The organism is Vreelandella zhanjiangensis DSM 21076 (assembly GCF_000377665.1).
Taxonomy (GTDB): Bacteria; Pseudomonadota; Gammaproteobacteria; order Pseudomonadales; family Halomonadaceae; genus Vreelandella; species Vreelandella zhanjiangensis.
This window is the reverse complement of the sequence record NZ_KB898653.1, coordinates 149,409-171,374: the sequence shown is the minus strand read 5'-3', so window position 1 is coordinate 171,374 and position 21,966 is coordinate 149,409. Positions and strand designations below refer to the sequence as shown.

The 21,966-nt window shown below is 54.9% G+C and carries 21 protein-coding genes; 6 read left to right on the top strand and 15 right to left on the bottom strand.

Annotated elements, in window-relative coordinates:
* Nucleotides 1-43 precede the first annotated feature (43 nt).
* Nucleotides 44-910, top strand: coding sequence for a formyltetrahydrofolate deformylase (gene purU, locus D467_RS0115875; RefSeq protein WP_018918524.1), 867 nt, complete (start codon nucleotides 44-46; stop codon nucleotides 908-910).
* Between the two features lie 152 nt (nucleotides 911-1,062).
* Nucleotides 1,063-2,445 carry an L-serine ammonia-lyase gene (locus D467_RS0115870; protein WP_018918523.1) on the top strand — a complete coding sequence of 461 codons (1,383 nt, stop codon included), beginning with the start codon at nucleotides 1,063-1,065 and terminating at the stop codon, nucleotides 2,443-2,445.
* A gap of 90 nt (nucleotides 2,446-2,535) precedes the next feature.
* Here D467_RS0115870 and pobA read toward each other — a convergent pair whose 3' ends face one another.
* Entirely contained in the window at nucleotides 2,536-3,720 is a 1,185-nt protein-coding gene (gene pobA / locus D467_RS0115865; RefSeq protein ID WP_018918522.1) for a 4-hydroxybenzoate 3-monooxygenase, read from the bottom strand.
* A gap of 148 nt (nucleotides 3,721-3,868) precedes the next feature.
* On the opposite strand from pobA, the gene D467_RS19335 reads away from it, so the two are divergent.
* Entirely contained in the window at nucleotides 3,869-4,804 is a 936-nt protein-coding gene (locus tag D467_RS19335; protein WP_018918521.1) for a helix-turn-helix domain-containing protein, read from the top strand.
* Between the two features lie 53 nt (nucleotides 4,805-4,857).
* Here the strand turns inward: D467_RS19335 and D467_RS0115855 are convergent, their stop codons facing one another.
* The 14 genes from D467_RS0115855 to D467_RS0115790 all read right to left on the bottom strand — a co-directional run bounded on the left by D467_RS0115855 (nucleotide 4,858) and on the right by D467_RS0115790 (nucleotide 19,717).
* Nucleotides 4,858-6,147, bottom strand: coding sequence for a TRAP transporter large permease (locus D467_RS0115855; protein ID WP_018918520.1), 1,290 nt, complete (start codon nucleotides 6,145-6,147; stop codon nucleotides 4,858-4,860).
* Nucleotides 6,137-6,664 carry a TRAP transporter small permease subunit gene (locus tag D467_RS0115850; protein WP_018918519.1) on the bottom strand — a complete coding sequence of 176 codons (528 nt, stop codon included), beginning with the start codon at nucleotides 6,662-6,664 and terminating at the stop codon, nucleotides 6,137-6,139. Before D467_RS0115850 ends, D467_RS0115855 begins: the two co-directional genes overlap by 11 nt.
* Before the next feature lie 14 nt (nucleotides 6,665-6,678).
* Nucleotides 6,679-7,704 carry a TRAP transporter substrate-binding protein gene (locus D467_RS0115845; protein ID WP_018918518.1) on the bottom strand — a complete coding sequence of 342 codons (1,026 nt, stop codon included), beginning with the start codon at nucleotides 7,702-7,704 and terminating at the stop codon, nucleotides 6,679-6,681.
* Nucleotides 7,705-8,000: 296 nt separating this feature from the next.
* Nucleotides 8,001-8,633, bottom strand: coding sequence for a protocatechuate 3,4-dioxygenase subunit alpha (pcaG, locus tag D467_RS0115840; protein WP_026285802.1), 633 nt, complete (start codon nucleotides 8,631-8,633; stop codon nucleotides 8,001-8,003).
* 16 nt (nucleotides 8,634-8,649) lie between these two features.
* Entirely contained in the window at nucleotides 8,650-9,372 is a 723-nt protein-coding gene (pcaH, locus tag D467_RS0115835; RefSeq protein ID WP_018918516.1) for a protocatechuate 3,4-dioxygenase subunit beta, read from the bottom strand.
* A 137-nt stretch (nucleotides 9,373-9,509) separates the two neighbouring features.
* Complete coding sequence (gene pcaQ / locus D467_RS0115830; RefSeq protein ID WP_018918515.1) at nucleotides 9,510-10,445, bottom strand: pca operon transcription factor PcaQ; 936 nt, start codon at nucleotides 10,443-10,445, stop codon at nucleotides 9,510-9,512.
* Between the two features lie 174 nt (nucleotides 10,446-10,619).
* The gene (locus D467_RS0115825) at nucleotides 10,620-12,071 is read right to left on the bottom strand and encodes an aldehyde dehydrogenase (protein WP_018918514.1); all 1,452 of its coding nucleotides are present in this window, start codon (nucleotides 12,069-12,071) and stop codon (nucleotides 10,620-10,622) included.
* 57 nt (nucleotides 12,072-12,128) lie between these two features.
* Nucleotides 12,129-13,298, bottom strand: a complete 1,170-nt coding sequence (locus tag D467_RS0115820) for an alpha/beta fold hydrolase (protein ID WP_018918513.1) — start codon at nucleotides 13,296-13,298, stop codon at nucleotides 12,129-12,131.
* 11 nt (nucleotides 13,299-13,309) lie between these two features.
* On the bottom strand, nucleotides 13,310-14,512 hold the full coding sequence (gene pcaF, locus D467_RS0115815) for a 3-oxoadipyl-CoA thiolase (RefSeq protein WP_018918512.1): 1,203 nt from the start codon (nucleotides 14,510-14,512) through the stop codon (nucleotides 13,310-13,312).
* 10 nt (nucleotides 14,513-14,522) lie between these two features.
* Nucleotides 14,523-15,296: a CoA-transferase subunit beta gene (locus D467_RS0115810; protein WP_018918511.1), complete on the bottom strand. Its 774-nt coding sequence runs from the start codon at nucleotides 15,294-15,296 to the stop codon at nucleotides 14,523-14,525.
* Nucleotides 15,296-16,129, bottom strand: coding sequence for a CoA transferase subunit A (locus tag D467_RS0115805; protein WP_018918510.1), 834 nt, complete (start codon nucleotides 16,127-16,129; stop codon nucleotides 15,296-15,298). Before D467_RS0115805 ends, D467_RS0115810 begins: the two co-directional genes overlap by 1 nt.
* Before the next feature lie 188 nt (nucleotides 16,130-16,317).
* The gene (locus D467_RS0115800) at nucleotides 16,318-17,616 is read right to left on the bottom strand and encodes a class-II fumarase/aspartase family protein (protein WP_244147841.1); all 1,299 of its coding nucleotides are present in this window, start codon (nucleotides 17,614-17,616) and stop codon (nucleotides 16,318-16,320) included.
* 137 nt (nucleotides 17,617-17,753) lie between these two features.
* Entirely contained in the window at nucleotides 17,754-18,794 is a 1,041-nt protein-coding gene (locus D467_RS0115795; protein ID WP_018918508.1) for a cyclase family protein, read from the bottom strand.
* Nucleotides 18,791-19,717 (bottom strand): 3-hydroxyacyl-CoA dehydrogenase NAD-binding domain-containing protein, encoded by a 927-nt coding sequence (locus D467_RS0115790; protein ID WP_018918507.1) that lies wholly within the window; start codon nucleotides 19,715-19,717, stop codon nucleotides 18,791-18,793. The genes D467_RS0115795 and D467_RS0115790 overlap by 4 nt, the downstream gene beginning before the upstream one ends.
* A gap of 227 nt (nucleotides 19,718-19,944) precedes the next feature.
* Between D467_RS0115790 and D467_RS0115785 the strand changes: the two genes are divergently transcribed.
* Genes D467_RS0115785 through catC form a run of 3 tightly spaced genes read left to right on the top strand, consistent with a single transcriptional unit; the run spans nucleotide 19,945 to nucleotide 21,952 of the window.
* Nucleotides 19,945-21,279 carry a short-chain fatty acid transporter gene (locus D467_RS0115785; RefSeq protein WP_018918506.1) on the top strand — a complete coding sequence of 445 codons (1,335 nt, stop codon included), beginning with the start codon at nucleotides 19,945-19,947 and terminating at the stop codon, nucleotides 21,277-21,279.
* 34 nt (nucleotides 21,280-21,313) lie between these two features.
* Nucleotides 21,314-21,610: a YciI family protein gene (locus tag D467_RS0115780; RefSeq protein ID WP_018918505.1), complete on the top strand. Its 297-nt coding sequence runs from the start codon at nucleotides 21,314-21,316 to the stop codon at nucleotides 21,608-21,610.
* 51 nt (nucleotides 21,611-21,661) lie between these two features.
* Entirely contained in the window at nucleotides 21,662-21,952 is a 291-nt protein-coding gene (gene catC / locus D467_RS0115775; RefSeq protein WP_018918504.1) for a muconolactone Delta-isomerase, read from the top strand.
* Nucleotides 21,953-21,966 lie beyond the last annotated feature (14 nt).

The window sequence follows — 21,966 nt, the reverse complement described above, 5'->3', positions numbered from 1 at the left end:
GGCCTGCCCCGACTGCTGATTAAGCTGATGAAAGAGAAGCGCCATGAGCCGAATGACGGATACCTGGATACTTGCCGCCCAATGCCCCAGTATTTTGGGCACGGTCGATGTGGTTACCCGCTTTTTAAAGGAGCAGCACTGCTATATCACCGAACTTAACTCGTTTGATGATCGGCTGGGCGAGCGTTTCTTTATTCGGGCGGAGTTTCGTCCCGAGCTTGAGGCGTTCGACGAGCAGGCATTTGAGGAAAACTTCCTGCCGCGCGCCGCGGATTTCGACATGACGTTTGAGCTGACTGCGCCGGCCAAGCGCACGGGGGCGGTGATTCTCGTATCCAAGGCGGACCACTGCCTGAACGACCTACTTTACCGCTACCGGACCGGTCAGCTGGCGCTGGATATCAAGGCGATCATTTCCAACCACCCGGACCTTGAATCCTTGGCGAGCTGGCACGATCTGCCTTACCATCATCTGCCTATCACCCCCGATACCAAAGCCGAGCAAGAGGCCCAAGTGCTCGATATTATCGAGCAGACCGGGGCGGAGCTGGTAATCCTGGCGCGCTACATGCAGGTGCTCTCGCCGCGCATGTGCGAGCTTCTGGACGGACGGGCGATCAATATCCACCACTCGCTGCTGCCCGGCTTCAAGGGCGCGAAACCCTATCATCAGGCCTACGACAAGGGCGTCAAACTGGTGGGCGCCACCGCGCACTACATCAATAACGACCTGGACGAAGGGCCGATCATTGCTCAGGGCGTCGAGCCGGTTGACCACGCCCACTACCCCGAGGATCTGGTAGCCAAAGGACGCGATATCGAGTGCCTGACGCTGGCTCGGGCGATTGGCTATCATCTTGAACGACGAGTATTCCTGCACAACGGGCGCACGGTGGTGTTCGGCAACTAGCCTTTCGAGTTAACGTTTACATTACATCAGCGGAACAAACATCAAGTCTGCTCACTGTTTGACGCGACGGGTATATCACGGGGCATCAATCCGCGTTTGTCCTGTCCAACGTCCAGTGAGCCGGCTTTTTATTTCCAATTCAGAGGTCCTCCATGCCTATCAGTGTCTTCGACCTTTTCAAGATTGGCGTCGGTCCATCCAGTTCGCATACGGTTGGCCCCATGATGGCAGCCTTCAAGTTTGTGACGGTTCTGCGCGATAGCCAAACGCTCGACCAGGTGAACCGCCTGGAAGTGCACCTCTATGGCTCGCTTTCCGCCACGGGCATTGGCCATGGAACCGACCACGCCATTGTCATGGGCTTGCTGGGCGAACGCCCCGACACCATCGACCCTTCGATTATCAACCCCTCGATTGCGGCGTTGAAAGACAACTGCTGCCTGTCGCTGGGTCGCCAGAAAGACGTCCCGTTTGAATGGGACCGGGACATTATCTTTCACGAAGAGAGCCTGCCCCACCACCCCAATGCCATGAAGCTTTGCGCCTTTGCCGAGGATGGCAGCCTGCTGACTGCCAACACCTATTACTCGGTCGGCGGTGGCTTTGTGGTCGATCAAAACCAGGTGGATGCCAAGCTTGAAGACATGGACACGGCGGAGATCCCTTTCGATTTCAACAGTGCCGAAGAACTTCTGGCCATCTGCAAGCGCGAAAACATGAGCATCAGCCGCCTGATGATGGAAAACGAGAAAACATGGCGCCCGGAAGAAGAGGTCAGAAGCGAGCTTTGGCGCATCTGGCAGGTCATGTGTGAGTGCATCAATAACGGGCTGACCCATGAAGGCGTTCTACCCGGCGGGCTTAACGTCAAACGTCGCGCTAGGCAGCTCCATCAGCGTCTGCAAGCAGCTGAGCAGAACGACTGCCTGATTGCCACGACCTTCTCTGCCATGGAGTGGGTCAATATCTTTGCGCTCGCCGTGAACGAGGAGAACGCTGCGGGCGGACGCATGGTAACAGCCCCAACCAATGGAGCCGCGGGTATTATTCCCGCCGTTCTGCACTACTACATGAAGTTTCAGGCGGGCGCCAGCGAGCGTAACGTAGTGGATTTCCTGCTTGCCGCCAGCGCGATCGGCATTCTGTGCAAGAAAAACGCCTCCATCTCCGGCGCCGAAGTAGGCTGCCAGGGCGAGGTGGGTTCGGCGTGTGCCATGGCCGCCGCCGGCTTGGCTGAAGTGATGGGCGCCACGCCCGAGCAGGTCGAAAACGCCGCCGAAATCGGCCTGGAGCATAACCTGGGCCTGACTTGCGACCCGGTAGGCGGCCTGGTTCAGGTACCCTGCATCGAGCGCAACGCGATTGCCACCGTCAAGGCGATCAACGCCGCCCAAATGGCGCTGCGCGGCGACGGCACCCACTTTATCTCTTTAGACAAAGTTATCCGCACCATGCGCGATACCGGCAAAGACATGCTGGACAAGTATAAGGAGACGTCCAAGGGCGGGCTGGCAGTTAACGCGATCGAGTGCTAGCGCAGCGCTTTATTTAGCCCCGCTGCTTCCCACGCAAAGCCCAAGCCTCGCTTGGGCTTTGCGCTGCTGCGGCATGGAAAGGCACTATTATTACTCAAGCGGCTCATAGGGCAAACCCACATAGTTTTCGGCAATGGTGGCAAGCCCTGCTTTTGAGCTTGTCACGTAGTCCAATTCAGCCAGCTGCAGGCGGCTATTGAAATCCTCCTGTTCTGAAAACGTGTGCAGCATGGACGTCATCCACCACGAAAAGCGTTCGGCCTTCCAGATGCGCTTCAGGCAGGTTGGCGAATAGCGCTCGATTAGATCCGTGCGGCCTTCCTGGTAGACCTTGACCATCAATCGATAGAGCGTATTCACGTCGCTGGCCGCCAGGTTGAGGCCTTTGGCCCCTGTTGGCGGTACGATATGCGCTGCATCGCCGACCAGAAATAGCCGACCATACTGCATTGGCTCGGCGACAAAGCTACGCAGCGGCGCAATGCTCTTCTCGATTGACGGCCCGGTCACCAGCTTGTGGGCGACGTCTTCCGGCAGGCGACGCTTTAACTCCTCCCAAAAGCGCTCGTCTGACCAATCTTCGACCTTCTCATCCAGCGCAACCTGCAGGTAGTAACGGCTGCGGGTAGCGGAGCGCATGCTGCACAGGCTGAAGCCGCGTTCGTGACGAGCGTAAATCAATTCATCGGAGACTGGCGGCGTATCTGAAAGCACACCCAGCCAGCCAAACGGATACACCTTCTCGAACTCTTTGATACGATCGTTAGGTATCGATTGACGCGATACGCCATGGTAGCCATCGCAGCCGGCAATGTAGTCACAGTTCAGGCGCACGGTTTCGCCGTCTTTTTCAAACGTAATATATGGGCGGTCACTTTCCAGCGCATGAGGCTGAACGTTGCCAGCTGCGTAGATGGTCGTAGCACCGGCAGCTTCACGTGCGGTCATTAGATCGCGGGTGACTTCCGTTTGGCCGTACACCATGACCCTGCTGCCGCCGGTCAGCTCATCCAACGCAACACGTACGCGGCGGTTATCAAACGCCAGCTCAAAACCGTCGTGGGGCAGGCCTTCCTTCTCCATACGCTGGTGAACACCGGCTTCATGCAGCAGGTCTACCATGCCCTGCTCAAGCACCCCGGCACGGATACGGCTCAGCACATACTCACCCGATTGACGCTCGACAATCACGTTATCAATGCCCTGATGGTGTAGTAGCTGGCCTAGCAGCAGTCCAGAGGGGCCTGCGCCGATTATTGCGACCTGAGTGTTCATGGGGCACCTTGTGATTATCATTGACGATATTTTATTCTTGTATTTTTCAATGAAAAACTAGGCATAATAAGGCAGTATACGAGCCATTATTTGGACTTTTAGCGCATCACACCTCAACCTTAGTCGCATGCTGAAAGCGGAGATAGCCATGTCATCCAATAGCGTTGTTCCGGTATTTAAGCTCTACGGTGAGACGCAGCATTGGCCCACCCCGGACCTTCTGCACTGCGAGTCGATCCCGGAGCGCAGCCGCCTGCATGACTGGCGCATTCGCCCCCACCGCCATGCCGACCTTGTGCATATTCTATTTATCAGTCAGGGAAGCGTTGAGCTGGAGCTGGAAGGCACCAGCCATCAGCTAGAGGGGATGGCAACCATCGTTGTGCCCGCCATGACGATTCATGGTTTTCTCTTCTCATCGGATATACAGGGCCACATTATTACCCTGGCAAAACCACTGGCGGATCATCTGCATAGCGCATTAAATGACGGCAGAGTGTTAAAGAAGGCCGGTTTTTATCGCCTGGCGCCACCCCAAAGCACAACGCGCATTGCCCGGCTGGTCGCTCAGATCGATCAGGAGTATCGCCAGCCTGCATTGGGTCGAAATCAGTTGCTTGAAGCATTGACCCAGGCGCTGACGATTGAGCTTGAGCGTTTGGTCATGCCTGCCAAAGCCAGCGCCAAGCGCCTAAGCCCCCAGCGGCGTGAGAAAGGCCGCCAGCATCTTGAGCAGTTTCAAACGCTGGTCGAGCAGCGCTATCGAGAGCAGCCCAGCATTGAAACCTTCGCTGAACAGCTTGATATCAGCAGCGCCCACCTCAATTTATTGTGTCGAAAACTGGTGGACCGTAGCGCGCTTCAAGTGCTTCATGAACGCATCCTTCTGGAAGCCAAGCGCCAGCTTACTTACACCAATATGACCATTGCCCAGATTGCCGACAGTCTGGGGTTTTCTGAACCGGCCTACTTCACACGCTTTTTCAAGCGCAATACCGCCATGGCGCCGCGCGAGTTTCGTCAACGCCAAACAGAGCATATAAATGTAACCCAAGCTGTTGCTTTGAAACACATTCATGACTAACGGCGCTTATTGTGTACACCGTTAGCCGTGATGACGCCTTATGACGTGCTCCTTTAGAGTAAGAAGTAAGTGGAGAGCACAGGAAACATGATTAACAGAGCAAGGCGCAAAAAGTCCGAAACAATAAACGGAGCGACACCTTTAAATATCTCGCCCAGCCCCACATGCGGTGCCATCGCCTTGATAACAAAAACGTTCATGCCTACCGGTGGGGTAATCAATCCAAGTTCGACCGTTAACACGGTAATAATCCCGAACCAAACCGGGTCGATGCCCAGCGCCTGAATAATCGGAAAGACCACGGGCACGGTAATCACCAGCATGGCGATCGAGTCCATGAACATGCCCAGCACGAAATAGAGCAGCAGAATGCACAGCACAACCACGATGGGGGCGACATCCAGCCCATAAAGAAAATCGCTGATCGAGAATGAAATTCGCGATACGGAAATGAAGTAACCCAGCGTTTCAGCACCCACCAGCATAAAAAACACCACCGCCGAAAGCGCTAAAGTTTCCTGCACGCTGCGCCAAAGTCCGCTGAAACGCATCCCCTTGACCACGGCATACAGCAACGTCGCAAAAGCGCCGACGCTGGCGCCTTCGGTGGGCGTAAACACACCGAAGTAAATGCCCAGGATCATTATCAGGAAAACACCCAAAAAAGGCACCAGCCCCGAGATAGAAGCCAGCTTCTCCTTCCACGATGTCGGCTCGCCGGCAATCGCTAACGTGGGGCGTAAATGCATCACTACCGTTACGGTTAGGGAATACATCACCAAGCCCAGCAAGCCGGGAATCAGGCCTGCCATAAACATATCGCCTACCGACTGCTCGGTAAGAATGGCGTAAATGAGCAGCGCGATACTCGGGGGAATCATAATGCCTAACGTGCCGCCCGCCGCCAGCGCTCCTGTCGCCAAGCCCCGGTTATAGCCGTAGCGCTCCATTTCGGGCAGCGCAACCCGCGTCATGGTGCTGGCGGTGGCAAGAGACGAGCCGGAAATCGCCGAGAAGATACCGCATGACCCTACTGCGGCAATAGCCAGACCGCCTTTCCAGCCCCCGCAAATAACCCGGGTGGAATCGAAAAGCTTACCGGCCATACCCGAATGGGCAGCCAATACGCCCATTAAGATAAACATGGGGACAGCACTAAAGCTGTAGTTGGAGAGCACCTCGACCGGTACTGTTTTTAACTGGGCGATTGCGGCGTCCCAGCTGATAATCTGGGCAAATCCCACCACACCAACAATCAGCATGGTAAGTGCCACCGGTACGCGCAGAATCATGAGTACCAGTAGCAGGCCGAGCCCAATAGCTCCGATGACTTCACTCCCCATGAGCCGCTTCCTCTCCCTTGGCATAGATAACGCCGAGAAGCGCATGAATAAAGCTACGCAACCCAAGCAGCAAACTTAGAATGGCCGCCAAATGATAGATGGGGCTCATGGGTAATCGAAGATCCTGGGTCGTTGACCCATGACGCGTAGCAGCAGCAGCCGAGTCCAGCAGGCCGACAAATAGAACCAGCCCCAGCACTACGAAACCGAGCAGAAAAACGCCCTGCAGGCGATTTTTAATCGCCTGGGGCAGCCGGTGCGAAAAGGCTTCTACCACCACTTGGCTTTTCTCTACGTTGGCCGCCATGGCCGCGAGTAATGCAAACAGCATCAAATAGCTGACCAGCTCGACACTCCCGTAAACACGCAGGGATATAGCGCCTTCCGTCAGCTTGGAAAGATAGCGCGTGCTCACATCGGCAATTGTGACCATTAGCAAGCCAATGAGCGCAACACCTGCAACGAAACGGCAAATGAGGGCCAGCCAATGGCTGGCCCTGTAGAGAGACGACTGCATTCACGCTACCTTTTTTATTGAGCGCTACAAGACTCGCTGGCGGCTTGCGCTGCCGCATACACGTCTCGTGCTTGGCTTAAGCCGCGCGCTTCTAGCTCGGTTAAGTAGTTTTCGATACCTGTTTCAAGCGGTGCCTGCCAATCAGGATGCTGTAACGGGTTTTCGATTTCACGAATGGTATGTCCAGCGTCGACAGCCTCCTGCTTACCTTCTACATCCAGGCGATCAAAGACTTCCCCCGCTTTTGCAGCCCATTTCATACCAGAGTTATTGTCGATAACCGTTTGCTGCTCAGGCGTCAGATTTTCATAAGCGCGCTGGTTCATCGTCGCCACGAAGATCAGGGTGTAGAACGGCACTTCGGTGTGGTATTTCACCAGCTCGTTGATGCGAAAGCCCTTCAAGCCTTCCCACGGAAAGCTCAGGCCATCGATCACGCCACGCTGCATGGCGGTATAGATATCCGGTGCTGGCATACCCACCGGGGTGGCGCCCATATTTTCAAGCATCTCACCCGCCACCGCGGTTGGCCGACGAATGCGCAGCCCCTCCAGGTCAGCAGGCATTTGCACATCCGTATCTATGGTGTGTATACCGCCCGGCCCGGTGGTAAACATAAACAGCGGACGCGTATCTTCGTATTCGCTGTCCAGATGGCCTTCTTCATAAAGCGTTTGCAGTACACAGGCGCCTTGGGTTGCCGTGGTTGCGATGCCCGGTAGCTCTACAATCTGTGAAAGAGGAAAACGCCCAGCGGTGTAGCCCTGTGCCGTGGCACCAATATCAGCAATACCGTTGGCGGCCGCCTCATAGATGGAGTCCGGCTTGGCTAACGTACCTGAGGGGAACATCTGAACGTTGAGATCGCCATTCGACTCCTGGGCAACGGTATCTGCCCAAGCCTGTAAAATATCTTCATTGACGCCGGAAGCGCCGGGCCAGAAGTGGGCCATGCGTAATGTGGTTGCTGCCTGGGCTGACGCCATTCCAACGGCAGCAATAGAAGCAGCCAAGACACAACAAGCAAACTTGGTTTTCATGGGGAGGCTCCTGACACTTATTGGATTTTTATTAGTTTTTATAGCGAACACTAGTTCGGCATATAGGCTACGTTAATCTACTCAGGCAAAGAGAGCTAATCGACATTGGTCGATGTTTAAGGCTAATAGCGAGCAGTGTTTACTGAGTAAATTAATATTTACTAATATTAATATTGTCATTACTTATCAATAAGCCATACGAACGGCCTACAATTAGACTTTTACAACATTAAAAAGCATTTAATACCTAAAAACCGCCTGACGAATGCCAAGCGGTTTCAATGAAAAAATGACGATTAGAAATCAAAAAAGATCGTTTCCCCAGGCCCTTGCAAGCGAATATCAAAACGGTAGCGGGTAATACCGTCGGCCTCTTCACGTTTGGCGATCAGCGTCTGGCGACGATTGTCGGATTCAACCCGCGAAAGCACCGGGCACTCGCGGTTAGCCTCAACCTCATCATCAAAATAGAGACGCGTTTGCAGGTGGATATTCACGCCACGAGCAAAGATCGCCAGGTTAATGTGCGGCGCCATCAGCTTGCCGTTAGGGTGTGCGACGGCGCCCGGCTTGATGGTCTTTAACGACCACTCGCTGCCCTGCTCGGCTATCGTGGCGGTTCTTCCGAAGCTGTTGAACGGCTTGCGCAGATCATAATCTGCCTGATAGTGCCCCTCGGCATCGGCCTGCCACGCTTCCAGGAAGGCATCACGCACCAGATCACCGTTACCATCAATCACGGTGCCCACAATCTCGATATGCTCGCCCGTGGCATCGGGCTTGGCCATTTCGCTCCAGATCTCTTCGTCGCGCTCGGGGTTACCGGCCGCGGCCAGCGCCAAACCAATATGCACGTAAGGTCCGGCGGTTTGCGAGGCGGTTTCACGCAGCATCATTTCGCTCACCGGCTGGGTGTTAGGCTGTTTCATCATCAATCCCCCTGCCTTATTGATTTTCAAAGAAGGTTTGCAGCTCGCCACGCACCACAATGTTAAAACGGTAAGCCAGGCAATCCATCGGCCTGCTGTTAGCCATATCCAGGCGGCCAACCATCGTTTCCACGGCTTCGGGGTCTTTCAGTGTTTGCACGATGGGGCATAGCGGAATCAAAGGGTCTCCCTCAAAGTACATCTGCGTGATCAGCCGAGAAGAGATAGACGGCCCCATGACCGAGACATGAATATGCGCCGGCCGCCAGCTATTCACATCATTCGGCCAAGGATAGGGGCCTGGCTTGATGGTCCGAAAACGGTAAAAGCCCTGATCGTCAGTCAAGCAGCGGCCCACACCACCAAAATGAGGGTCCAGCGGTGCCAGGTAAGCATCTTTCTTGTGGCGATAGCGCCCGCCCGCATTGGCCTGCCACATTTCTACCAGCGTATGGGGTACCGGCTTGCCAAACTGGTCTACCACGCGGCCAAACAAGATGATCCGTTCACCCTGAGGCAGCCCTTCGCCTTGCGTAAAGTTCATCAACAGGTCGTTATCATAGGGCCCCACCCGCAGATGGCTGAAATCAGGCCCTGTCAGCTCAGAAGCAGTGGGCTGCTGCATGCTCATCAACGCCTGCTGGGGCGAGCGCGCAACGGAGGTTTTATAGCCTGGGGCATAGGCGGGCGGATGCCAGTTACGGTCACGGGTTACAAAGCGATTATATTTAGGCTGCATGGCGAATGCTCTTTATGGCGAGGTAAGCATCGGGCGGCGCTAGCCCCCTTTGCACTGTCACTCGTCAAGTGTGACGCGTTGCCTTATGCATGCCAATTGAAGAGTCATTTCCAGTCATAACCTATAGGTTATGATGTTTACGGCTTTGGTATAATGCGCTCCGCCGCCACTTGGCGTAGCGTTTCGCAAAATGCGTCGCGGGTCAGCGACTTCGTCATGCTCACATTCGTGCAGATGCCCACAGACCCACCCTGCGCTTCAAACGGCAGTGCAAGCTCTTTGAGCAGGCCGCTCTCCAACTCCTCGATCACCGCTTCCCGCGGGGCTATCCAGAGTGCGTCGCTCTCCAGCGTGTAGCGGTAGCTGACCGGCAGCGAGAGGGTCTCCAACAACAGCGGTGGCAGCGTGATGGCATGGCGTACACAAAAGCTGTCCACCTGTTGGCGCAGCGTGGTTTGCGGGGGCGGCAGTGCCCAGGGGTAGGCAATGAGCTGGCTCGCGGCTACCGGCGTTACCTGGGCAAGCGGATGACCGCTGCGTGCCACTATAACCAGCGGCTCATAATAAAGATGTTCAAAATAGAGATCGCCAATTTCCCGCGCCTCGGTCATCCGCCCGACCACCATATCAAGCTCACCCAGGCGCAAGCGCGAAAGTAGATAAGCACTGGCGCCGGTTACTACCGAGACGCTGGTATCGTGCTGGCCCGTTGAAGCGCTGTGCCAGCGCTGTATCGCCACAGGCAGCAGGCGGCTCTCGACGGTGGACAGTGCCCCTATGCGCAGCCAGCGTCCACCATGATGCGCATCACCGACGGCACTGACGCCTTCGTCCAGCGCCCGCATGGCAGGCCCCGCATGGCGCAGCAGCGTCAAGCCCGCCTGGGTGAGCGACACCCCTTGCGAGGTGCGCTCAAAAAGCGGCGTGTGCAGGATCTCCTCAAGCTCACGTATTGCCTTGGAGATCCCCGGTTGGGTAATCGCCAGCGCCTCAGCAGCGCGGGCAAAGCTGCGCCGCTTGGCAACCTCGAGAAACGCCATCAGGTGGCGTAATTTGATCCGGGCGTTGAGCATGGCTTTCTATTATCAGCGAAAAAGAAGACGCTACCTTCGCTGATTAGCGCATACAAGGAAATCGTTAAATTTACTCTGCGCACTTATCCGGCAGGTTTAGGGATTGTTTGGCCTCGGCACGGCCCTGTTGTCAGAACGGCGCCCTGGAGTGCCATTCTGAACCCGCTATACGCACTAGATAGGATAGTGACGCGGGCCGGTTTGCAGCGTCATCCAGCGCAGGTCCGTGAACTCCTCGATGACCGCCTTGCCACCGAAGCGTCCGTAACCGCTACTTTTTACACCGCCAAACGGCATTTGCGGCTCGTCATGTACCGTTGGCGCATTGATATGGCAAATGCCAGTTTCAATGCGCCCGGCAACCCGCAGCCCGCGTGCGCAATCGCGGGTAAACACGGCGCCAGAAAGGCCGTACTCGCTATCATTGGCAACGCGAATGGCCTCCTCTTCACCCTTGACGCGAATCATGGCGACCACAGGGCCAAAGGACTCTTCCGAATAAAGCCGCATTGCCTTTGTGACGTTATCCACCAGCGTTGGCTGCATCACGACACCTTCGGCCTTTCCTCCCGAGCCTAAGCGGGCGCCATTGCTGAGGGCATCATCGATCAGCTCGTTGAGCTTATGACCAGACTCCTGGTTGATGAGCGTTCCCAGCGCATTGCCTTCTGCACGAGGATCTCCCGCGGTCAGTGTCTTCGCTTTGGCCGCCAACTTCTCGGCAAACTCATCGGCAACGGCTTCATCTACGATCAAGCGCTCGGTCGACATGCAGATTTGCCCCTGATTGAAGAAGGCGCCGAAAGCGGCCGCTTCAACCGCTGCGTCAATATCGGCATCGTCAAGCACCAGAAAAGGCGCCTTGCCGCCCAGCTCTAACAGTACGGGCTTAAGGTGCTTGGCGGCTTTCTCTGCAATGATGCGTCCAACCGTTGTAGAGCCGGTGAAGTTGATACGCCGAACCGCCGGATGCTTAATCAATGCGCCCACCACGCTTGCGGCTTGCTCAGGCTGGTTATGGATAACGTTAACCACGCCGTTACCCAGGCCCGCATCGTGCAGCACCTGCCCAATCAGCGCGTGCGTATTCGGGCACATTTCAGAAGCTTTAAGAATAACGCTGTTACCACACGCCAAGGGGGCGGCAATGGCCCGTGTGCCCAGAATGATAGGCGCGTTCCACGGGGCGATACCCACCACCACGCCGCAAGGTACGCGAATGCCCATGGCTAGGCTATCAGGTACATTGGAGGGGATAATATCGCCCTGTATCTGTGTGGTTAAGGCGGCCGACTCACGCAGTACGTTGGCAGCCACCATGACATTAAAGCCTGCCCATCCTGGGGTAGCACCGGTTTCATCGACCATGGCATCAATAAACTCTTGCTGGCGGGCCTCCATTAAATCGGCGGCTTTAGTCAGCTTCGCCCGGCGCTCGCCGGGGCCTGTCTGGGACCAGGACTTGAAAGCGCCGTGAGCCGCTTCGATAGCCCGGTTGACATCGTCAAGCGAGGCTGCTGCCACTTGTGAGACTGTTTCGCCGCTCAGCGGATTGCAGCGTTTGAAGGTGGCGCTATCTGAAGCAGGACACTGCTGGCCGTCGATTAATAGTTGAACTGACGTCATGGCATGGCTCCATTTAATACAGGAAGCATTATGAATGTTCAGTCGATAACTGATCGATTATTCACCCCAGCCCAGCTCTTTGGCCAAGGCAAAGGCATGGTTGGCTGCCGGTACACCGCCGTAAATCGCCACATGCATGATTACCTGACGAAGTTCGGCTTCCGTCAGGCCAATACGCTTGGCGGTTTTCAGGTGTAACGTCAGCTCTTCACGGCCGAGAGCTGCCAGAATACCGGTGGTAATCATGCTGCGCTCGCGGCGGGTGAGATCCTCGTTACTCCAAAGCTCGCCCCAGGCCAGACGGGTAATCATCTGTTGGAAGGGGGTATCCAGGCTGTTGGCGTTAGCGGTTGAACGTGCCACATGCTCTTCGCCCAGCACTTGCTTGCGAGTTTCCAGGCCGGTCGCGTAGGCCACGCCGTGGTTCGCCACGTCGCCCAAATCTGTTGCCAGCACGCCAAGCAGCTTCTCGGCGATTAGCTGAGGCGCTTCTACTGAAGGCACATGACCTACGCCGTCAAAAACCTCAAGCGGTGCGCCGTCAAGCTCGGCAGACAAGGCTTCCAGTGTCGTCGGCGGCGTGGCCAGGTCTTCACTGCCGCCAAGTAGCTGCACCTTGACGTTCTTGTTGGAGAGCTTGCCGGTAAACGTCTCGCGGCCGAGCATTTCACACAGCTGAGCGTAGGATTCATCGTCGCCGCGGCCCATCTGAATGCACCAGCCCGCTTTCAGTGCGGGGCTTGCCTCAAAGGCCGTGGGCGCAAACCAGCGCGGCACGATCTCTGGTGACATAGCCGCAAGTCCTTCCTGACGCACGCGACCTGCGCGGGTGTTCCAGAGTTCCGGGGTGCCGATGACCGCGCCGGTATTGGTAAGCGTGGCGGAGAGCAAACGCTCGCTATGCTCAGCAATCAGCTGCTGACCTACCACGCCACCTACCGAAGTGCCGGCGAAATGAAAGCGCGCAGCGCCCGCAAGCTCGGCAAGCGCCAAGGCCTCGGCGGCTAGATTGGCGGGCGTAAGCTGCTCGCCGGTGACTGCCTGGCTGGCGCCATGACCGGGTAAATCCCAGGTGAGTACGCGATAGCGCGGCAGCAGCACGGGAATAACGTCGTCCCATACGGCCTGGCTCATGCCTAGCGGATGAGCCAATACGATAAGCGGATTCGCCGCAGCACCCAGCAGCCGGTAGGCCACACTGCGGCCGTTGATGGTATGAAATGCCATGGATATCTCCGTTAAGCGCGTTCGATCAGCGTCGCAATACCCTGGCCCACGCCCACACACATGGTGCACAGGGCGTAGCGTTTACCGCTGTTTTGCAGCTCATGGGCAGCGGTTAGCAGTAGCCGCGCGCCGGACATGCCCAGCGGATGGCCCAGCGCAATCGCGCCGCCGTTAGGGTTAACACGTGGGTCGTCGTCTTCAAGGCCTAAATCGCGCATACAGGCCAGCGCCTGGGCGGCAAACGCCTCGTTAAACTCGAACACATCGATCTCATCCAGCGAAATACCGGTGCGCTTGAGCAGTTTCTGCACGGCGGGAACCGGGCCGTAACCCATGATGCGTGGCTCGACCCCGGCCGTTGCCATGCCGATAATCTTGGCCATGGGCGTCAGGCCATGCTGCTGAACGGCCGCTTCGCTTGCTACCAGCATCGCGGCTGCGCCGTCGTTAACGCCGGAGGCGTTGCCTGCCGTGATGCTGCCGCCATCGCGGAAGGGTGTCGGCAAAGCGGCGAGTTTCTCCAGCGTGGTTTCCCGCGGGTGCTCATCGGTATCAAAGATCAGCGGCTCTTGCTTACGGCGCGGAATCTCAATGGCGGTGATTTCCTGGGTAAACCGGCCGGCCTGTTGGGCGGCAGCGGCTTTCTGCTGAGAGCGCAATGCAAAAGCGTCCTGATCTTCCCGGGAAATATTGAACTGCTCGGCGACGTTCTCCGCCGTCTCGGGCATGGAGTCCACCCCATAGGCTTTCTTCATCAGCGGATTGATAAACCGCCAGCCAATGGTGGTGTCTTCGATTTTCTGCCCGCGGGCGAAGGCGCTGTCGGCTTTGCCCATCACATAAGGCGCGCGTGACATGGATTCCACGCCGCCGGCCAGCGCCAGCTCCATTTCACCGGCTTTAATTGCCCGAAATGCCGTACCTACCGCGTCCATACCCGAGCCGCACAGGCGGTTCATGGTGGTGCCAGGAACCGAGGTGGGGATGCCTGCCAGAAGTGACGACATCCGCGCGACGTTGCGATTATCTTCACCGGCCTGGTTGGCACAGCCCATAAACACTTCTTCAATTGCAGCAGGATCGAGATCCGGCGCATCCGCCAGCACAGCTTTAAATATCGTGGCGGCGAAATCGTCCGGGCGCACGCTTGCCAGCGTGCCACCAAACCGGCCTACGGCAGTGCGTCGCGGGTGACATAAATAAACGTTTGTCATGACCGACTCCTTATTCGCCCGTGTGGGCACGTTCGGTGCGGGCTTTCAGCTCGCGCAGGATCCCAAGCTCTTTTTCGCTGGGCTCAGGGGTGCTCTCAAGCTGGTCGGCAAAGCGCACTTCCCAACCGGTCGCGTCCATTACCTCTTCGCGAGTCACGCCAGGATGAAGCGATACCACCACGAGCTCTTTGGTCTCAGGGTCGGGCTTCATCACGCATAAATCGGTGATGACCCGGGTGGGGCCTTTACCGATATTGGGTACGTTATCGCGCCCTTTGCCGTCACGGCCAAAGCCTAGCGTAGTGACAAAATCGACGTCTTTGACGAAGGCCCGTCGAGAATGTTTCAGGGTAATAAACACTTCGCCAGCGTTGGTAGCAATCTCCGGTGCACCGCCACCGCCCGGCAGGCGTACCTTGGGCTCACGGTAATCGCCGATCAGCGTGGTATTCAGGTTTGCGAAACGGTCGATCTGCGCTGTGCCCAAAAAGCCCACGTTCACTTTGCCGCCCTGCAGCCAGTAGCGGAACATTTCCGGCACTGCCACGGTGGTCAACGCCGACTCGCACAGCTCGCCGTCACCAATGGAAAGCGGAAGAATATCGGGCTTGGTTTGCAGTGTGCCGGATTCGTAAATCAAGACTACGTCCGGCGCATGGGTAAGGCGCGCGAGGTTGGCAGCTTCGGAGGGCAAGCCGATACCCACAAAGCAGGTGGTACCGTTTTCCAACGCGCGTGCCGCGGTGACGGTCATCATTTCAGAAGAGGTGTATTCCAGACTCATCAGACGTTCTCCCCTGCATGATTTTGAACACCCTTAAAGACGTTCTCATCGAGCCACTGAGTAAAGGTGTCGCGGTTGCGGGCGATGGCATCCCACTCTTTATAAAAACGGTTACTGCGACCGTAATAGCCGTGGGTGTAAGAAGGCAGCGCGCCTTTTTCTGCCACCGCAATGGCGCTGATCGCCCAGCCTGGAATGACGCAGGCGTTGGGGTGCGCTTTCAGATCATCGACGATCTCTTCGACCGTGACGATGCTATGTTTGGCGGCGAGTATGGCTTCTTTCTGTACGCCGACAATTCCTTCCACCAGCACGTTGCCCTGGCGATCCGCACGCTGAGCGTGAACGATGGAAACATCCGGGCGCACAGAAGGTACGGCGGCTAAGCGCTCACCGGTAAACGGGCACTCAATGAACTTGATTTGATCGTTCACGCTGGGCAATTCACTGCCGATGTAGCCGCGGAAAACAGCCAGCGGCAGGCCAGCCGCGCCCGCTTCAAAGGCGCACGCCATGGCCGCGTGGCTGTGCTCAAGAATCTCGATCTTGTGCGGCCAGCCTTTCTCCACGGCATCACGCAGGCGATGCAACGACCCGACACCTGGGTTACCTCCCCAGGAGAAGATCACTTTCTTGGCGCAGCCGGCGCCAATCAGCTGATCGTAGATGATGTCGGGGGTCATGCGGATCAGCGTCAGGTCGCGCCTTTTCTGACGGATCACTTCGTGACCAGCGGCAAATGGAATCAGGTGGGTAAAGCCTTCCATAGCGACGGTGGCGCCGTCTTGTACATAGCGCGCCACCGCGTCATGCAAGCTGAGAAACTCGGCCATTAGGTTGCCTCTTAGCTGAACGTTGCAGAACGTGTATGCTTATTGTTCGTTAAACGAACATTGATTTGCAATACGAACAAATTACTGCCGAATGCTAAGTGGGTCAAATGGCTAAAGACGATGAAATTTTCCAGCCAATCGTCGCCATACTTGACGATAAAATAAAAAAATTATTTTATTTCAAATACTTAATATTTAACCAGCCAGCGTTTTGCGCGCAACACCTGCTGCTGGCTGCTACCAAGGTATAAAGCAGGGTCACACGTTTTTCTTAACGTAACCGGGTCAATCTGGTCTTTTACCTTGGCATGGTCGGCAAGCACATCGGCGTAAGACCGCTTATCTCGGCGTGATATCTCGGCAGCTTCTGCACTTAGCGCTTTGGCAGCGTCAGCGCCCAGATAGGGCGTTAACAGACGCGCCACTGGTTCGGCCATGATGCCGCCGCCGGTGGCCGTCAGGTTGCGCGCCATGTTATCGGGATATACCTCAAGCCCTTCCAGAAGCACTGCCATTTGCTCCAGCGCACCTTCCACCAACAAAGCGCTTTCCATTAACGGCGCCCATTCGGCATGCCACTCGCCCAAGCCCCGCTCAAGTGGCTGTGCGGCGGCGTTCAATAACACGCTAGTGTGACCATGCACTTGTCTGGCCGCCCCGCGAATAAGCGCACTACGCACCGGGTTACGCTTATGGGGCATGGAGGATGACTCCCCCATCCCGGGTGCCGAAGGCTCGGCCACTTCGCCTACTTCGGTTTGCGTGAGCAGGGCAACGTCCTGGACTATTTTCTCGGCGGCCCCGGCAACGGCGTCTAACGCTGTGCCCAGGCTATGAATCGGGTAGCGGTCGGTATGCCAGGGTAAAACCGATGCGGCCAAGCCCAGCCGTTCAGCTAACGCATCCATCCACTCAAGCCCTTGGGCGTCCCATCCAGAGTGGACCCCCACCGCACCGCCAAACTGAACGGGCAACTCGATGTCGGCCAACCGGCAGCGACTTTGCTCAAGCCCTATCGCCCAGTGGGCAACTTTGACACCAAACGTGATGGGTAGCGCCTGCTGCATTAACGTGCGCCCTACCATGGGGGTGGCAATGTGGGCATCCATTAGCGCAAGCGATGCCGTGCGGCAGCGCACTAACAAATCATCCAACGCACGCAAACGCGGGGTTAACAGCAGCATTAGCGCAGAATCGATGACGTCCTGGCTGGTCGCCCCCAGATGCCAGTAGCGCTTAAGCTCATCAGGCAGCAGCGACCGTCCCTGCTTAACAAACGGAATGGCGGCATTGCCGCCGCTGGCAATTCCTTCCGCGATCGCCGCGGTATCAAATGTCGCGTTCTCAAGCTGGGCACGCATTTGTTGACTTGCGCCTTGTGGCACGGCGCCACTGGCTTCCTGGACTTCTGCCAGAGCCAATTCAAACGCCAACATGGCGCGTATCATGGCCTCGTCATTGCACTCACTGAGTGCTTGCTGACTCATAAATGGGTGTTTTAAGAACGCGCTAGGCATGAGCTACAGGCCTCCAAATAACAGGTTCAGAAAAATCGATTCTCATGTACGCTCAAGACCAGTAAATGGCACTTCGCCAAGATCCAGAATGAAGCCATTGATAATTATTAGACCGTCGCGATAGGTGTTACGGGCGAGCCAATTGCGCCGGGTAAGCGCAGGGGTGGTGCGGTCAGCAAAAAGCGTGAGCGGTGATTAGCATGTAACCAGTCTGCTAGAGGCTTTAAATACCAAAGCTCTGCAAGAGGTAGCCCAAGCTTAAACAGGCAATGATGATGCAGGGGTAATTTACAGCAGTCAGTAGGCGCTAATGCCCGGTCAGTATTTTCGACCGCATAGTTATCGGCGCAAATGGCCGAAATACCGCTATCGCTAATCCATTGCAGCAGCATTTCATCCGTCCCATCGAGCACGGCCCCGGTTTGCTTTAACTGCTCAATATCAGGGGAGCCATCCATTTGCAGGATGGCTTCTGCAAATCCGGTGCGCAGAACGAGCATATCGCCAACCTCGATACTTACGTCCAGCTCGCTTAATGCATGCATTAACTCTGTATACCCAACAATGGTCCGCTTATGACCAAATACTCGCGTCAAATCAACTAACACCCCTCGCCCCTGCATACCGTGTACTGCCATATTTTCAATACCTAAACGAGCAGCATGAGAGGCACAGGCGTGAGCATCAGGGCTATCCAAACGCTGTATATCACGCTCTGCCTGATAGCCATTGTAGTAACACCGCTCGGCATGGCCGTCATTATCAGCATCAAATAAGGCGCCAACATGCGCCAGCGAATCCCATTGAGAGGAGTACTGAAGCGATAAAACCACCTCATCGTCACTTATGACGTCAAGCAAGCCTGGATGATGCGTTGCTAAGGGAAAATTAATGTAGCGGTCTTTTTTAAGCTGCGTTGGCGCTAGCCGGGGTGGGTAGCGACGCGGGTTAAGCGCATTACCGCCGGGCAGATCAAGTGGAAGCGAAAGGCAAAAGGTTCGCCCGGCTGTTACTTCCTTAACCCCTTTTAGCACTTGCTCAGCTTGCAGCAGATTAACCCTTCCCAATTGATCATCAGGCCCAAACTCACCCCAATTTGAGCCCTGGGGGCGTTTTTCCCAACGGGGGTGATTATTCTTCGTGGTCATTCGTCGGCCTCCTTGTCATTAGCGAGCGCTATATCGATAATCTGGCTTAATCGTTTCCCCTCGTTTGCTGATCGCTGCGCGACTTTCTCGTCACTCCAGGCGTAAAAACCTTTGCCTGCCTTAGCCCCTAGCCAGCCTTTTTCCACATAGCTTTCCAGCAACGCAGAGGGAGAGTGCGTATCTTCCAAATCACTATATAAATAACGCGCAATATTAAGATGGGTATCCAAGCCGTTAAGATCACGCTGCAGTAAAGGACCATTAAGCGCTAAACGAACGCCGATGGAAAACTGCACGATATCATCCAGCGCCTCTATATTGACGACACCTTTTTCTAACAACGAAAGACACTCGCGCATAATGGCGTGCTGGATCCGGTTAGCGACAAACCCCGGCACGGCCTTGTGAATAACGGCAGGACGCTTGCCAAGCTGCGTTAAAAATTGGCATGTTCGCTCCACTGTACTCTCTAACGTAGCGGTACCCGACACCACCTCAACTGTAGGAATCAGGTCCGCTGGATTGAAGAAATGCGCGCCAGCTAACCGTTCGGGATACTGCATTTTCTGACCAATCTCATCAATTGAAAGACCCGAGGTATTGGTCACGATTAATGTGTCTTTGCCGCAGTGCGCTTCAGCTTGAGCAAGCACCAGCTGCTTGATTTCAAGATTCTCAGTCACACTCTCAATGACGATCGTAACGCTTTCATCCGCTACCCACTGAGATTGAAAATCGACATGATGGTCAGCAATAACCTGCGGGCTTAAAGCCGCAGTTAACTGCGTACGACAACGTTCCAAAACCGCTTGATTGGTATCGATAACGCGTACTGGCCACTGCTTACTGGATACGAGCTTGGCGAGTGTTGTGCCCATGGTGCCAGCGCCGACAATAACCACCCTCCCAACGTTATGAGCCATATCTTTGACCTCTTGTTAATTGTTTCTGAGCTATGCGCTGCTTCATAGGGGCAGCCTATTTGCACGGCTATCGGCACATCAGCTTGAGTAAGCTGTTGCTTTTGGCCGTGCGACCATCGTCGAATTGTGGTGCTTGGGGATAAGGATAATGATCAACCACCAAAATCGAACATAAGTACGCAATGCGTACACTTTTTAAAAAATACCTTAACTCCTGGAGAACTGCCATGCATGGTATGGCTAATTTTTTCACTCGGCTTATCAGTCGCTACATGCCGGACCCCTTGGTTATTGCCATCCTGCTGACAGGATTAACCGTTGTATTGGCTATTACTGTGGAAGGTACGTCTCCGTTTGAGGCGACGCGTTATTGGGGTGACGGTTTCTGGAGTTTGCTCGCTTTCAGTATGCAAATGACCGTCATTCTATTGGCAGGTTATATTCTGGCTAAAACCCCTTTAGTCGATAGCTCGCTTGATCGCATTGCCAGCCGGGTCAAAACACCGTTTATGGCGATTGTGGTAGCGACTCTGGTCGGTGCAATTGGTAGCTGGCTTAACTGGGGGTTTGGGTTAGTTATTGGCGGCATCGTCGCTCAGAAGCTGGCCGTCAATGTTAAGGGCCTGCACTACCCATTGGTGATTGCCGCCGCTTATTCAGGTTTTGCTCTTTATGGAATCGGACTTTCAGGCAGCGTTCCCCTTTTAATCGCAACAGAAGGTCACTTTCTACAGGATGAAATGGGGCTGATTCCATTATCAGAAACTATTTTCTCACCAGTTCTCCTGATTACCAGCGCGATTATCATCTGTACTCTGCCTCTTTTTAATGCTTGGCTACACCCCAAAAACCCTAATGAGATTATTGAGATAAACCCTGAATCGGTTATTAAATCAAGCTTACCCAGCAAACCTGCTAATGAAGAAATGACCATTGCGGATAAGCTTAATCACAGCCGTATTGTGGGTATCGGGATTGGCTTACTGGGCATGCTTTATATAGCCCTTTATGTGATTGGTGGCGGATCACTCAACCTTAACACTGTGAATTTTGCTTTTTTATTCTTGGGTATCTTGCTGTTTGCCTCCCCGGCCAATTATTTAGCAGCGCTTAATGACGGCATTCGTATCGTCTCAGGCATTATTGTTCAATATCCCTTCTATGCTGGCATCATGGGCATCCTGGTAGGCTCTGGTCTTATGGTGAGCTTTGCCAATATTTTCGTGGATATCTCGAGTGCGAATACATTACCCATTTGGTCTTTCCTGAGTGGAGCGGTGATCAATCTGCTAGCTCCTTCAGGCGGTGGGCAGTGGGCAGTACAAGGCCCCGTCATGATAGAAGCAGCCACAGCACTAGGCGCTTCACATGCAGCAACCGCACTGGCAGTGCAGGTTGGCGACCAGTGGACCAATATGGTTCAACCGTTCTGGATTCTGCCCGTACTGGCGATTTCAGGTCTGAAACTACGCGATGTCATGGGTTATATGGTGCTGATACTGGGTTATCTGGGCGTTATATACGGCTCTGCCATTTGGATTTGGGGCTATATCTCGGCATAAACCAGCCCATATCGACTGCTAAGGAGAGTTTGCCATGCCATTCATGATTGAAACGTTTGATAAGCCAGAACATCATGAATTACGCCTTGAAATACGTGAGGAACATCTCGCCTATTTGGAAGCTCACAGTGCTCTACTACTTGCCTGTGGGGCCAAGCTTTCTGACGATGCGAGTACCGCTTCGGGAGGGCTCTACCTGGTCGATCTTGAAACAAGAGAAGAGGCTCAGGACTTTATTCATCAAGACCCGTTCTATATAGCAGGCCTGTTTGAAGACATTAAAATTGTTCGCTGGCGAAAAGCTTATTTAAATAAGCAATGTTTTCTTTAAAAGCGGTTTATTTTTAAATTTAGCAATCACTGGTTAAAAGAAGAGATAAAAATGCTTTTTCACGTTGAGATGACCGTTAAGCTGCCAATCGATATGCCAGACGAAGTGGCAGCAGAAATTAAAGCGAAAGAGAAGGCCTACTCACAAGCCTTGCAGCAGCAAGGAAAGTGGCGCCATTTATGGCGTATAGCAGGTAGCTACGCCAATATCAGTATTTTTGATGTTGATGATAATGCTGAGCTGCAAGATATTATTGCGAATCTCCCTCTCTTTCCTTATATGGAAATAAGTGTAAAGCCTCTTTGCCGCCACCCGTCTTCTATTCGTGATGACGATAGTTAATTAAGCGAATATTT